We start from the raw sequence: 13573 nt of genomic DNA, 5'->3' as shown, positions 1-13573 counted from the left end.
CTCTCAGGCTGCCTGCGGATTTGCCGAAAGACTTTGTTCTTTGAGCTGTCTCAGGTGGGCACGCCATCGCTGGCGTTCGGCGATGGATCGCAGGAGCCGGACACCGATCGGTGCGAGATCGGGATCACCTGGTCTGACTGGCTGCCAGACGTAGCGATGCGGGTCTGTGGGCTCGTCGGCCTGGCCGAGCGCTTCCAGAACCCAGGTACGGCGGTCCTGTTTGTGCTCGGCGAGCGTCTTGTTGCTCCACTTGCGGGAGACGAGGACACGACGACCGGCGTATCCGAGGTGTTCCGGCTTGTGGGCCTTGGACCGACAGCGGCCAGGAGACATCCCGGCCTTGGCGTTCTTGGGCTGCACGCCGTAGCGCAGCCAGTTCGGGCAGGTCGGCGAGCAGGGTTCGTAACGCAGGGCATCGACGAAGCGAGCCGCGTGCTCCCGCTGCGCTTGACCGTCCAAGGTCTCGCCGAGGCTCTTCGTGAGGTACTTGGACAGGTACCGGATGCACTGGTCAGCGTCCGGCGACCCGGCGAGCACGCCCTTGACGTCCACCTGGTCGCCGAAGCGGATCACGTGCATTGGCTCGTCGCCGAGTTGGTCGAGGGCTTCGTCCCAGGTGGGCAGGACCTCTCCCGTGTCGGGGTCCAAGTAGCCGATGCCGTCGTTCCAGACGGGCAGGTGCTCGCCCTCGAAACGAGCCTCGTCAGTCTGGGGCCACCAGACTTGGTGATAGGTGGCCGCCGCTATCTGCTTCATCTCGGCGCGTGGCAGGGTGCCCCGGATAGCCATGTGCAGGTGCGGCGCGAGCCGCTTCTGAGGCTCCACGGTGGCGAAGTACTGCACGTCATAGCCCGCCACCCGGCGAAGGTTCTGCACGAACCGGTCCACGAGCTTGGAGAAGTGCAGCGCGTCACGAGCCGCCCGGACGTAGTCGTACGAGTCCGGATCGATGGGAGCGCCGTTCATCACCTTGCCGTAGCCCGGCAGGGTGAGTGTGACGAACAGGGAGGGCCGGTAGCTCCTGCCGTCCGCCGCCTCGAAGGTCCGCCCCAGCGTCGTGCTCGCCATCTTCCGTTTGGGCAGGTCGGGTGCGTCCTGGCGGCGCTTCGTGGAGCGGACGCGTTTGGAGCCCGTACGTCCCAGAACGTTTCCGCGCATCCCGGCCTCGTTGATCTCGATGTCGAGCCCGGTCAGCACGGCGTCCAAGTCGGCGGTGTCGCTGCCGGCCTTTGCTTCCTGGTCCCGCTTCGCCTGCATGTCGGCCCGGAACTCGACGAGCCAGCGCTGTCCGTCGGTCGGCTCGTCAGGCGTGATGATCGGCTCCTCGTTGAGGTGCCAGCCCTCCCGGCACTGCGCCATCCGGAGTTGCCGGTTGCGCTTGGCGCAGGGAGGACACTTGCTCTCCAGCGGCGAGCCGCATGGGACGTCGACGACCTCTGACTTGCCAGTCGTCATGTCGAGCCGCTTAAGCGCCACGGGTCGGATGCAGACGCCGTGAAGCTTGGCGATCTCCTCGGCAACGTCGCGGGCGAGCGGCTGAGCCATGCGGATAGCGCGTGGAGTCCTGCGGTCGGTCAACGGACCTCCTCTCCGATCTCGGGGAACGTGAGCGCGGTCTGTCCGCACTCGGAGCACTCGACCAGGCCGCGCAGCGGGTCGAGCCACAGGACGTTGAGGGCGCCGCAGATGGAGCAGCGCAGGCCGTTGAGGAAGTGAGCCAGCGTCATCGGGCCTCACCGACCATCGCGCGGATGTCGTCGTCGGAGACGTACGCGGCACGGACGCGAATCGGATCGGGACTGGTCTCCAGCCGCACGTATCCGACGCGCGCCTCGCTCCGAACGAGGAGAGATCCGGTCGGCCAGCGCGCCGCGATCCCTCGCCCCGTCACCGAGCACCATGTCCACTTGCTCCGACTCGTCAAGCCGCAGAGCGATCTTGTCCGGGAAGAGGTTGCGGATGTTCATGACCTCCTTGCGAGGGTCCTGCAGGGCCGCCAGGACGCCCACGCCGACCGCTCGTCCCTGAGTGGTCAGCGTGGCCAGGGCAGCGGAGATGCGCTGCCTGAGCTGCTTGTCGGACTGGTACGCGGTCAGGAACGCCACCTCGTCGACCACGACCAGGACGAAGGGATCATCGAGCGTCGGCGTGTGCGAACGCTGAACGCCAGCGAAGCGAGCCGCCCGCTTCTGCATGACGCTCACGGCCTCGTCCAACAGGTCAGCGCAGTCAGCAGGATCAGCCGCGTACCGGCCGTTGAAGAGCGGCCTGCCGTACGACAGCTCCATCAGCTTCGGATCGAGCGCCCAAACCTCCACCAGGCCCGCCCGCATGGCCGGCAAGAGCCCGCGGATCGCTGACCAGATGATCGAGCCCTTGCCCGCCCCTGTGGCACCGGCGACCAGGACGTGAGCCCCATGCAGCCGGAGCCGCCAGGGTGAGCCGTCCTCTTGCTTGCCGATCTCGATCGGCCCCACAGTCGGTATGTCTGGGACAGGAAGTGCCGGTATGGGTGTGGCCAGTGGATCACGGCGTGGAAAGGTCAGCACGAGCCGGCCGGACTTGGCCACCGAGACCCGGCACGTCTCCGAGCCGAAGCCATGGGAAAGGTTCTCGATCCTGTCGGCCCAGTCCTTGACCGCCTGGCCGTCGAGCATGCGGACGGCGACCTGATCGGACCACGAGTCGCACGTGACCCTGACCAGCCGCGGAATGTACTCCCGTCCACGTATGCACCGAGCCAGGCCGGAGACGGTCATGACTGGCCGCCAGCGTCGCCGGTAGATCCAGAACCAGCGAACGAAGGCGACCAGTCGCCAGCCGACGCATCGCACAAACCGCGGCCGGTCGAGGAATGCCCAGGCACCCAGGCCGACCAGTGCAGGCATGACGACCAGCAGAGCGACGCGCCAGCCGTACGCCCAGCACAGGGCACCGGGAACGGCGATGACGGCCATCGCCACAGGATGCCGCCAGACGAGACGACCGAGTCCGGCGACGAACCGGGCAACGAAGATGGTGAGGGTGATGACGGCCGGGGTCTGGACCACGGCCGGTTTGAAGACCACCGCCGTGTCAGGGGTGGTGGAGACGATGCGGTGCGGCTCATCGCCGGGCATCCTCTTGAACATTAGGGTGAAGTCCTTCCGAAACATGTCGCGTGTGTGAGGAAGGTCGAGGGGCCGCCGGAAGTTGCCGCTTCCTGCGGCCCCGCTGAACATCAGGCCGCCTCGCCAGCCGTGGCCTTGGCCGACTGCTCGGAGTGCAGCCGCTCGCAGTCGGCCAGGTAGCGAGCGGCGGCGTTGAAGATCTCGCGAGCCACGGTGAGGTCGTCGTCGGTCACCGGCCCAACGGTGGAGACGGTGACCGAGGCGTCCGAGGTCTCCAGGTCGAAGCAGGGCTTGCCGCTGTCCCCCAGCCAGGCGCGCGCCCGCAACTGCGCCGAGTTGAACGCGACGCTGATCCGGGACGGCTGATCGGGGCGTATGGAGACCGTGACGTAGGTGTACGGGCTGAGCGTCATCGACCCGCCACCCCCAGCCCGTTCGGGAGCCCGTGGAACATGCGCTCCACCGCACCGGCGAACATGGCGGCCTCGCGCGCCAGGCTCCGAGCGAACTCGACGTCGTCGAGGGTGACATGATCGTTCGCCGACGTGGTGACAAGAACCTGCGTGCCGCCGAAGACCAGCCCCAGGACCGGCGACCGCTGCGGATACGGATGGCTGCGTACGTCAGCGCCCTGACCGACCTTGAGGTTGATCGTGCTGGCCGGACGAGCCTTGGGCCGCCCCATCACGCCGCGTCCTTAGCGGCGGTCGTCTTGCCAGCAGGGCGAGGAGCCCGCATCTCGCGAACCTTGATCGAGTACGCCAGCCTCCCGGCCTGGTTGACGTACGGCGTGACGGTCATGTGGTCGAACTCGACCGGCGTGAACGGCAGTCCGGCCATGGGAGCCGGAGGTACGGGCTGCACCGGGTTGAGGATCTTGACGGACACGGTCTTCTGAGCGGCCTTGAGCGACGGGTCCGCGTCCATGACGGAGACCTGCCAGACGAGCCCTCCGCTCTGCTTGTCGCGGGACTGAACGAAGCGCCCGTTGGTCGAGGCGTCGAAGTCCTTGACGGGCTCGACCTCGCCGACGATGTAGCAGCCGTGCGGGAAGACCATGTCGAACGTGACGGGGATGGGACCTTGCAGTGCCATGAGGCTTGCTCCTAAGTCGTATTGTCGCTAACTCGTCTTGTCGAGCTGCCATGAAGCTACCCCAGTTTCGAGCACTCGACAACACGAGTTAGCGAATTAATTGAAGGGTGTCAGCTCAATGACCAGGCAAAACGGGAGATTGTCGTACAAGGTGGCTACGGTTCGGGCGTGACGTACCCCGATGTCATCCCGATTTCATATGAGCCCGACTATCACACCGACCGCATCGGCCGGTGGCGCGAGGGTCAGTTTCTCGGCGGGGTCGTGCCCGCCTTTCGGGAAGGCTACTCAAGAACAGAAGACTGGTTGTCCCATAAGCGGTGGTATGCCGTCCTTCACCGCTTTAGCGCTGACGGGCACTACCTGGACTCACGGATCGAATGCACCGGAGCCGACGACAGGCACAGGGAGTCGGTAGACGCCGCGGACCAGCGACTGAGTGAATGGCTCGCCGAACTGCCCGAGCTCGAGTTCTGCGACATCGCCATCCGCCCGTTTCGGCTGGAGTTCGACGGCGTCGTCTTCGGCCTGATCCTGGAAAATCACGAAGGCGACGAGTGCGCGGAGCTTTATCCCAACAACATCGGCTTCTATGCGCCTTGGGACGGCCTCTACGACACCTGATCGTCCTTACAGCGAATAGGAATCCTCAAGTTCGTGAAGATCGCCCGGCATCACTAGATCAACGACCATCACGGGCCGTCCGCCTCCGTTGAACACGCTCGCCAGCACTCCGAGGACGGGAGTGGTCTTGCGTATCTCCAGGAGCTTGGCCTCTTCGGCCGAAGGATGCCGGGCACTCAACCGCTCGACGACATGCTGGAGCTTGAGGCCTTTCCTTGTCTGGAGATGCTGTCTGATGCCGACTGTGAGCGGCTCCGCCTCGCCGAGTTGCGTGTCGTCGGCCTGATGCGCCGGGCACCAGACCGTGACCAGATCAGTTGGCCGTTCATCGTCGCGGAACAGGACGCGGCGTCGTACCACAGGAGATCCCTCCGGCACGTCGAGGAGTTTCGCTACTGGAGCAGTCGCCACCTGGCGCCCTGCCTCAACGATCGAGCAGTTTTCGCCTGTCTCCACTCGATCCAGTACCGCCCGCCCAGGCCGGCCGCTCTGTTCGGCGGAGACAGGCGGGGCCGCCTTCACGAAAGATCCCCTGCCGTGCTCGCGCTCGATGACTCCACGGAGCTGGAGCACTTGGAGCGCCCGTACGACGGTTGGACGACTTACCCCAAACTCGCGGACAAGCTGCGTCTCCGAAGGCAGCAGGGAACCTGGAGGATAGGTCCCGTCCGCGATCTTCTGCCTGATCGCCTGAACGATCTGGGCATACTTCGGCGGGGCGAACTCTTCAGACGACATGACGACCATCCAACAACTCGACTTGTCGTAAAGCCTAGTTCGAGTCGAGCTGTCTGTCTTCCCCTCGGGAAGAGCAAGCGGGACGGACAGACTGGTGGGGGCTACCTGACTGCGCTACAGGAGCCCCCACCACCCAAGACGCGACGGCATGAGTACCCGGTGTTGATCATTCCGCCGCGCCTCGCTTATCGGGCCTGCCCCTCCAGGAGTGCGTTCCAGACGCTGTGCGCCTGTCCCAAACGCCAGCGATACGTCTCGTGGACCTCAGTCACGCCGCTGACTAGCCGCGTCCGCCGAATGTAGGCAAGACCGGCTGCGTGGCGCAGCTCGTACACGGTGTTCTCGCACTCGCACGTCCAGGCGAACGCGCGGTAGCGCTCTTCGCCCCTGTTGGGCTCTCGCCAGACGAGGCGCATGTGGTCTGGCCTGGCAGGTGCCACGTGAGGGCTCAGGCAGTTGGTGCGCACGATCACGACTGCGCTCCAACCGTGCCGGTCCCGTCGCACCGCCAGCAAGCGTCCTTGTGTCGCTCGCCGGAGTCGGCGTCGCCGGACTTCTCGGTTGCCACCACGATCCGGCGAAGGCTCACGTATTTCCAGCCCCGCCCCGAGCAGGAGTCACATCGCGCAGTCATGCAACGAGGATTGCCCGGGGACCTGTCACGTCTCGATCGCCCGCGAGTACCGTCTGTGATCGGCTCGTCTCTGTTCGTCTCCTCCTTGTCTCGTCCGCGCTCGTCTCTGTCGCTAACCTGGGCCCAATATGGCACCCCAGCCCGAGGCGCGGATCATGACTGACCAGCCGATCCTGTTGAAGGTCCTGCTGACGCAACGCCACTGGCAGACCTACAGCACGTTCTGTAAGGAGTACGACAAGGCGGCCAAGAAGGTCGACCCGTCGTTGCAGGGCGGTTGGCCGAGCCGTGCTCAGCTCCATCGCTGGCTGTCCGGCGAGCTCAAGGGCCTGCCGTACTCCGGCCACTGTCGCGTCTTGGAGGCGATGTTCCCGGGCAGGTCGGCCCACGAACTGTTCTCCACGAACGCCGTCGAAGTGCCCACGCCGAGGACAGAGCCAGAAACCGCCAGAAGTGCCGGCCCCGAGACCCAAGTCTGCGCCATGCCGCAGATGGCCGACGTAACCGCCGTCTTCAGCAGCCGAGCCGCTTTCTCATCCGCCTATCCCGCATCGACTCTGTTCGACAGCGCGAAGGAGATCAACGCGGCAGGCTTGTCGCTCAACGTGCTTTGCCACGGCTACCCCGATCACCAGCTCAGGCGCCTGCTGGACTCAGGCACCCGGATCCGGTGTCTCTTCCTCGACCCGAAGGGCCAAGCGATCCGCGCCCGCGAAGCAGAAGAGGGCTACACCGACAGCACGCTGACCACACTCACGGCGCTCAACATCACCATGTTGACCAGGCTCCGCGCCCGGCTCGACACCGCATCCGCTCAACGCCTCGAACTGCACGTCTACGACGAGACGATCCGGTTCAACCTCCTCATCGTGGACCGGGCACTCTGCGTGATGCAGCCCTACCTGCCACAAGCCCGCGGAGTCGACTCCCCAACGTTCGTGATCAGAGACAACACCGCCGCCGAAGGCCTGTTTCCCGTCTTCGACCAGGTGTTCACCGAGATGTGGGAGCGGAGCAAACCCGTATGACCATCGACGCCCGAACCCTCCTCCCCATCGCCGAACACGCCGCTTCGATAGCCAGCGAAATCATCAGATCGAAGGCTCCCGGCGTCGTCACCGCCAAGGGCGACCGCGATATGGCGACCGAGGTCGACTACGCCGTAGAACACGCCGTACGCGAATTCCTTTCCCGGGAAACACCCGAGATCGGCTTCCTCGGCGAAGAGGAAGGTGTGAGCAGTACCGGTGACGGCCTGATGTGGGCACTCGACCCGGTAGACGGGACGGCCAACTTCCTGCACGGCATCCCGCTCTGCGGCGTCTCTCTCGGCTTGGTCGACAAGGACATGCCCACCCTCGGAGTCATCGAGCTGCCGATCCTCGGCATCCGCTACACCGCAGCAGAAGGAGCAGGCGCCCAAGCCAACGGCTCCACCATCCGGGCAAGTGACGCCCGAGACTTGGAGTCCGCCATCGTGGCCCTCGGCGACTATGCGGTGGGCGAGAACGCCCACGAACGTAACCGGCCCCGCTTCGCCCTGACGCATGAACTTGCCGCACGCGTTCAGCGCATACGGATGTTCGGCTCAGCCGCAATTGATCTGGCCTGGGTAGCGGACGGCAGGATCGACGCCAACATCATGCTCAGCAACAACCCATGGGACACCGCCGCCGGCGTCGTCATCGCTCGCGAAGCCGGAGCCGCAGTCGTCGACATCGACGGCAGCCCACACAGCATGACAGCCCACGCGACCATCGCCGCAAGTCCGAAGCTCGTTGCCGACCTTGTCGAACTCATCACAGAAGCCCGCAAGGCGGCGAAATACAGCGAGCGCACTGCCGAATAGCTCTTGTAGGTATCAAGCGGCGGCGCGGCGCGCCGCCGTACCCCGGCCCTCCGCCCGCCCGCCGTCCGGGCGTGCGGCCTGGGGGCCGGTCCCGGACGGCGGCGGGACACCGGGCCGGGCACCGCACGCCGGCCTCGCCGTACTAGCCGAACACACCGACCTGGATTGCCGCGCCGCCGCACAGATGCAGCCCTACGATCGCCACGTGTGGGCTGGCCTCCGTTGCTGGTTGGGGGCGATCGACGATCCGGTGCTTCGTTCCTCAGCACCGGCTCACCGGATAGCGGCCGGCTGCCCGTACTTCCTCACGCATACCCACGTCCGTACTCTGCATGAGGCCACGTCCGCTCCTGCCGATGAGGGAACCACGGTCTTGGTGACGATCTTGTGCGTCGTCTAGAAAGTGGCATCATCTGTCCATGAGCTACGACCTTGCGGTCTGGGAGGGCGAGCGCCCGTCTAGCGATCAAGAAGCTGGGGAGACGCACAGCGCCCTGTACGAGCAGTACATCGACACCGACGTTGAAATCCCGCCGACTCCCTTGATCGCAAAGTTCGTTGAGCAGCTCTTGCAGCGCTGGCCGGATCTGGACGACGTAGATGAGGATGACGACGAGTACGAAGACATCCCCTGGTCCACGTCTCCACTGATTGGAGAGGCAGCAGGGCCGTACATCTACTTTCCTATGGGGTACCGCCGGGCAGAGGAGGCCTCGGCGTACGCGGTCCAGGTCGCGGCCCAACTGGGGCTGAACTGCTATGACCCTCAGGAGGATCGGCTTCGAACGTGATGCTGCGACTCAGAGCTGTCTACAGAGCCCGTCCTAGCGCATGATCGTCGTGCCATAGCGTGCCATTAAGAGCGGTAACGAGGGGTCAATCACGGTCACTCACGACCAATCTCAGCCGCAGGTCAACGCCCCCTACGAGCCAGGATCCGTGCAATTCCCAAGCTGACGGTGCGGAACCGAGCCTTTTTAGGCACCCTCCCATGCCCACACAACCACAAGGGCTTCAGGCTTGGGCGCCTTCTCTTTGATCATCCCTTGGATACTCGGTTCATTCTCGATTTCGGCAGGGTGAAACGGACGCACAACCAGGTGATCATTTTCCCACGTGGGTGACTCCATTGTTGTCGATGTTGGTCGGTTCTCACGCAATATCTTCCAGCCGCGCTTACCCAAAAGGTCGACAGTCTTGTCGACGGACTCAGGACCACTCTTGCCGCCGACATCGATCACAAACGTAGTGATGATATCGTTCGTATCTTCCCAGATTCCATCAGAGGTCGACTCACCTATTACTCTTCCGATGCTGCGCACTTCATCGAGGACCGCCGGATCAACCTGCCATGTCGTATATCCGCACCCCGACATGAGCAGGGAAGTGGTAAGAAGAATTGCGGAATTTATACGCACTAAGCATGCCCGCCTTCGGCGTGGGCAGGCATGGGACGACATGGTCATGAGGGAGTCCTTGGTCTCAGGGGATCACGTGACTGCAGAGGCAGCCTGATCATTCCGTTGAGGGTCGAGTTGAGGCAAGCCCACATAAGCCAGCACCTTAAGGGCAGGACTGTTCGCGCTGTATCTCATGCTCCGACCACATGGCGATTGGGATCCCAGGCCCGACTGCGGCACGCCGGTTGCGTGCCCGTTGCGTGCCCGTTCGCAGAGCGATCAGTGGGGAGTCACGGGGACTCACGGTCACTCGACCGGCATACGCCCAGGTCGGCGTTTCCCCAGCTCAGCCCACGTGATCTTGAAAGAGTTCCCAAGCTGACAGCGCGGGTTCGATTCCCGTCACCCGCTCTCAGTATGAAGGTCCGGATTAGAGGCCTTTCCGCCCTGTCTCCTGGCTTCCCAGCCTGGTCCTGCGTCCCTTGCGGCAGAATGTCGGGATGCTTTTGGGATGGGATGCTCTGCACGCGCACGACTGGTCACGCTTGTCGCATGCCTACGGGCAGCTACGGATTCACTGGGTCATCTCCAGCGCCTATCGGACGATGACGACACCGCGTGGGTCGAGACGGTTGAGCACCTCTACGGATCGGTCACCCACCAAAGCTCCGTCTACTCCGCCACAGCCCCCGCAGCCCTCGTGGTCGCCGACCTACTCGCAAATCCGCAGTTCGATCAGTCGATCTCGGTCAACGGGTGGCAGCCGGAGCCCGTGCGCGCGTATCTTCTCAGCTTTCTCGCCGTGGTAGCCGAGGGTACCGAGCCTGACAGGACGGAGAGTGAGCTTTGGGAGGCATACTGCACTCCTCGCAAGAGCGGTGCTTCCAGTGCGCGAAATGAGGAACCGGATACTGAGGGCTATGAGGCCATCATTCAGTGTCGAGCTGCCTCACCCGCCCTGGTGGATCCCGTCCTCCAGTGCTTGACGGACCACGATCTCCACACTCGGGTGGCCGCCACGACCACGGCAGCGCTGCTATGCCAGGTGCCAACGGTTGCGAGCCGACGGACTGAGATCATCACCCTGATCGAGAGCCGCGCACGCAATGCCGACACCTCCTACGAGAAGGCCAAGACGCTCGTCGAACTCGACCAGATCGGTGCCGTAAACAGAGACTTTCTCTTCGACCAAGACCCGCGCATCCGGCTCCTGGCGGCCTCCGCATCCAACCTCGCGGACGACCCGGACGGGACACGAGTCATCCTCGACGCGATTGCCGATCCGGACCAGTTCGCCGATTGGTATCCCGATCCGCATCTGCTGCTACTGGGCACCGACGACCACTCTCCAAGCCGCCTGATCAGTGAGGCCGTACGGCGCGTGCCGGACTTTGCCGAACTACTGCCGACAGCGCTGGCGGTGGCAGCCAGAGCGGGCCATTCCACTGGATATCCAGACTGGGGCTTGCTATTGGAAGCAGCCTTCCCACCACCTCAGCGATTCTCCGCGAACAGCCCTCTGAACGAAGCCCAACGCGCTTACCTTCAAGCCCTTCTCGACAACAACGAGATCTGGCGCCCCGGGCCTCTGGAGACGTTCTGGACCCCGGACAAGCTGTTCACCCTAGTAAGACTTCCCTATGACCGTCAGCTCCTGGCCGCCATCGTCAACTCCTCAGATAACTGAGGCGGTGTCAGCCGCAGACTTGATCGTCGTGCCGGATCCGTGCCAGAACAGGCGGGGAACCGCGGTCACTGACGGACGCTCAAGGTCAACCGACCGCTCTGACCTGCACCCCTATCTTCGCAGCTCATTACGGCAAGATCAGTAGCCGGTTCCCAAGCTGACAGCGCGGATTCGATTCCCGTCACCCGCTCTCAGACTGAAAAGCCAGGTCGTCCGCGCTTCATGTCCGCTGAAGAGGTCATCGTGTGCGGACTAGACAAAACACGTCGGCTTGCGCCTCTGAGTGTTCGCTGCTCCAGTGGCTAACCATGACCTCATTCTGGGCGCATCGACTGTTGTCCGGCGACTCGGAATCCAACTCTGCACGGGTTGCGACGGTCTTCTTAGTGATCTTCCATGCAGCAGTTGCGTCAGCACACGGGACCACCTTGTAGTCCGTGTAGGTGTCGCCGGTAACGCAGTCGTTGACTTTAGCGGTTTGGTAGAAGTCGACTGCTGGGGAACTAACGTCGTCGGCTTCCGCTTTGGCGTGCTGACTTGCTACCGCGGTAGCGGCCCATGCTAGGCAGTAGACGGTCGCCTTGGCATTGTCATCCCCTTCTGAGTAGGCGGTAGTCCTCTCGCCCTCGGGGCAGATGTCGCCGCCGTTGGACATTCTGGCGTTAAAGGCGGCCATGGTCATGTCGGTGAAGACATGTGTGATCCTCTGGATCGCATCTGGGTCTGTACAGGCGACAATCTCGTGCTCTGTATTCTTGCCAGCCTTTAGGCAGTCGCCGGGTTTGGTGTTCTTGGGTATGCCGGACCGGTCCGGCATCTCAGCCGAGACAACGGGGCGCGTGACTTGGCGAATCACGGCGCTGACGGCGAGCAGAGATCCTGCGACCAGAACGGCAATCCCAACTACGATGAGCGTGATCCCTGGAGGGCGAAGCCGTCTACGGCCGACGGGATATGTCGTAGGCTCTGTCCAGGTCTCAGGAAATTGCTCGCTGTCACCTCCCCGCAGTACGGGCTCTTCCGGCTGCGACGACTGATCTCCGGGGGGTGTCGACACGCCGGGGCTCCTCTCACGATCACTTATTGCTCAGTCAAACGTTCCGATGACCAACTGAGGTTCCAGCTATACCAGAGGCAATTTCAGGACCGACGATGGGACTGGCGTTGAAGATGCATCGCTGTGCTCCTCGGCGTGTCCGCATGTCTCTAACAGGAGCCATCTACGCGATCTCACAGGGTCTCGCAATGGAATTTCACACTCTGTCATTTCAGATAAGCCATCAGTCACTTCCGGCGGATGTCGGCCAGTTCTCGAACCGGCAGCGCGCCGTGTAGATCAATCCAGATTCAGCCAGTGTTTTCCCTGGTCAACAGATAGGCGCACGGTTCAACTCGCCCCTCGTACTGATGTGATCTCAGCGAATTGCCGGTAGGTAATCGTGCTCGAAGTGGGTGAGAACAAGCGCCGCGCGGGCGATGTCGCCGATTCTGCTCGGGCTCACGGTGATGTGCTGGAGAGTCCGCCAGCGGCCTTTGAGCAGGGCGAATCCACGCTCGCCGAGACAGCGTAGGGCTCGTAGAAGCCGGTTGTAGGTGCGGTTGTCCGGGCTGAGGATCTGGTTGCCTTCGAGCTGTTTGATCGGCGTGTGGATGCCGATTCCCGCGCCGTCGTAGCCGCTGTCGGCGAGGGTCGGCAGGCCGCGTGCGGCTGCGACGTACAGCGCACCCAGGACGTGAGCGCGGGCGGCGGTGAGGTCGTGGACGGAGCCGGGTTCGACCTCGGCGATCCACAACGGCAGCCCGTCCGGTGCCGAGAGCGCTTGCAGGTTGCCGGCGTGCTGGTGGGCCTTGCCTGAGTACCAGGCGTCGATGGGTTCGCCCTTGACGCTGACGGTCTGCTCGGCGCAGCGGTCGATGGAGATCAGGGTGCCATCGAGTATCACGTATGCCAGCCCCTCAGCGTGTGCGCGCTCGATGGCTTGGGACAGATCCGGCGCTTGAGCTGCGAGAACCTCGATTCCCTCGTGGATGTAGCGGTAGGCGGTGGCCCGGGAGACGCGATGATCACGGCCGAGCTTGGGAACGTCATGCTCACCGCGGAACCAGCGCACCACCATGACCGCCTGCCGGAACGGGCTCAAGACCCGGCTGCCTTTCGGGGTGCCACGCAGGCGGCGTTCTTCGTGCAGGAGGCGGGCGACGTACTGAACGAGTGCGCGGGAGACGTCGAGCGTGGCACGATGAGCAATCACGTGGAGCCTTCCGGCCGGTTGAGCGTCTTGTGGTGAGAGCTCTTTTACCGGGGGCTCCACGCCTGTTTCCGGCCTTCGGCGACTCCTCCCGAAAGGCCCGGAACGTCGGCAACGACGTCCAAGAAATCCCAATCGTCCGAACTATTTCGCTGAGATCACCTCACTGTCCGTGGCCATGTAAAAG

15 protein-coding genes are annotated in these 13573 nt (G+C 63.7%); 5 read left to right on the top strand and 10 right to left on the bottom strand.

From position 1 onward, the window contains the following. Nucleotides 1–3: 3 nt before the first annotated feature. From EDD27_RS48060 to EDD27_RS48040, 6 genes are all read right to left on the bottom strand, one after another. On the bottom strand, nucleotides 4–1545 hold the full coding sequence (locus EDD27_RS48060; protein ID WP_127939422.1) for a replication initiator: 1542 nt from the start codon (nucleotides 1543–1545) through the stop codon (nucleotides 4–6). A gap of 29 nt (nucleotides 1546–1574) precedes the next feature. Further along, entirely contained in the window at nucleotides 1575–1727 is a 153-nt protein-coding gene (locus EDD27_RS55120) for a hypothetical protein (RefSeq protein WP_164904124.1), read from the bottom strand. Between the two features lie 6 nt (nucleotides 1728–1733). Next, entirely contained in the window at nucleotides 1734–3131 is a 1398-nt protein-coding gene (locus EDD27_RS48055) for an FtsK/SpoIIIE domain-containing protein (protein ID WP_241564638.1), read from the bottom strand. A gap of 89 nt (nucleotides 3132–3220) precedes the next feature. Next, nucleotides 3221–3523, bottom strand: a complete 303-nt coding sequence (locus EDD27_RS48050; protein ID WP_127939421.1) for a hypothetical protein — start codon at nucleotides 3521–3523, stop codon at nucleotides 3221–3223. Continuing rightward, nucleotides 3520–3795 (bottom strand): hypothetical protein, encoded by a 276-nt coding sequence (locus tag EDD27_RS48045; protein ID WP_127939420.1) that lies wholly within the window; start codon nucleotides 3793–3795, stop codon nucleotides 3520–3522. Before EDD27_RS48045 ends, EDD27_RS48050 begins: the two co-directional genes overlap by 4 nt. Beyond that, nucleotides 3795–4205, bottom strand: a complete 411-nt coding sequence (locus tag EDD27_RS48040; protein WP_127939419.1) for a plasmid replication, integration and excision activator — start codon at nucleotides 4203–4205, stop codon at nucleotides 3795–3797. The genes EDD27_RS48045 and EDD27_RS48040 overlap by 1 nt, the downstream gene beginning before the upstream one ends. Nucleotides 4206–4373: 168 nt before the next feature. On the opposite strand from EDD27_RS48040, the gene EDD27_RS48035 reads away from it, so the two are divergent. After that, a complete protein-coding gene (locus EDD27_RS48035; protein ID WP_127939418.1) occupies nucleotides 4374–4829 on the top strand; it encodes a hypothetical protein in 456 nt (151 codons plus the stop codon). A gap of 6 nt (nucleotides 4830–4835) precedes the next feature. Here EDD27_RS48035 and EDD27_RS48030 read toward each other — a convergent pair whose 3' ends face one another. After that, nucleotides 4836–5576, bottom strand: a complete 741-nt coding sequence (locus tag EDD27_RS48030) for a GntR family transcriptional regulator (protein ID WP_127939417.1) — start codon at nucleotides 5574–5576, stop codon at nucleotides 4836–4838. Between the two features lie 780 nt (nucleotides 5577–6356). Between EDD27_RS48030 and EDD27_RS48025 the strand changes: the two genes are divergently transcribed. The 3 genes from EDD27_RS48025 (at nucleotide 6357) to EDD27_RS48015 (ending at nucleotide 8841) form a co-directional block, all read left to right on the top strand. Continuing rightward, entirely contained in the window at nucleotides 6357–7229 is an 873-nt protein-coding gene (locus EDD27_RS48025; RefSeq protein WP_127939416.1) for a DUF5919 domain-containing protein, read from the top strand. Further along, on the top strand, nucleotides 7226–8050 hold the full coding sequence (locus EDD27_RS48020) for an inositol monophosphatase family protein (RefSeq protein WP_127939415.1): 825 nt from the start codon (nucleotides 7226–7228) through the stop codon (nucleotides 8048–8050). The genes EDD27_RS48025 and EDD27_RS48020 overlap by 4 nt, the downstream gene beginning before the upstream one ends. A gap of 419 nt (nucleotides 8051–8469) precedes the next feature. Further along, nucleotides 8470–8841 (top strand): hypothetical protein, encoded by a 372-nt coding sequence (locus EDD27_RS48015; RefSeq protein ID WP_127939414.1) that lies wholly within the window; start codon nucleotides 8470–8472, stop codon nucleotides 8839–8841. Nucleotides 8842–9027: 186 nt separating this feature from the next. On the opposite strand, the gene EDD27_RS48010 is transcribed toward EDD27_RS48015, so the two are convergent. Further along, the gene (locus EDD27_RS48010) at nucleotides 9028–9516 is read right to left on the bottom strand and encodes a hypothetical protein (RefSeq protein WP_127939413.1); all 489 of its coding nucleotides are present in this window, start codon (nucleotides 9514–9516) and stop codon (nucleotides 9028–9030) included. Between the two features lie 943 nt (nucleotides 9517–10459). Here EDD27_RS48010 and EDD27_RS48005 point away from each other — a divergent pair. Continuing rightward, entirely contained in the window at nucleotides 10460–11137 is a 678-nt protein-coding gene (locus EDD27_RS48005) for a hypothetical protein (RefSeq protein ID WP_127939412.1), read from the top strand. 238 nt (nucleotides 11138–11375) lie between these two features. Here the strand turns inward: EDD27_RS48005 and EDD27_RS48000 are convergent, their stop codons facing one another. Together EDD27_RS48000 and EDD27_RS47995 are read right to left on the bottom strand one after the other, a co-directional pair. Further along, on the bottom strand, nucleotides 11376–12194 hold the full coding sequence (locus EDD27_RS48000) for an LppU/SCO3897 family protein (RefSeq protein ID WP_127939411.1): 819 nt from the start codon (nucleotides 12192–12194) through the stop codon (nucleotides 11376–11378). A gap of 358 nt (nucleotides 12195–12552) precedes the next feature. Next, nucleotides 12553–13389, bottom strand: a complete 837-nt coding sequence (locus EDD27_RS47995) for a transposase family protein (RefSeq protein ID WP_127939410.1) — start codon at nucleotides 13387–13389, stop codon at nucleotides 12553–12555. Nucleotides 13390–13573 lie beyond the last annotated feature (184 nt).

The organism is Nonomuraea polychroma, from assembly GCF_004011505.1.
GTDB classification, from domain to species: Bacteria; Actinomycetota; Actinomycetes; order Streptosporangiales; family Streptosporangiaceae; genus Nonomuraea; species Nonomuraea polychroma.
Note: the sequence above shows the minus strand (reverse complement) of the source record. Positions and strands in the feature narration are given on the sequence as shown.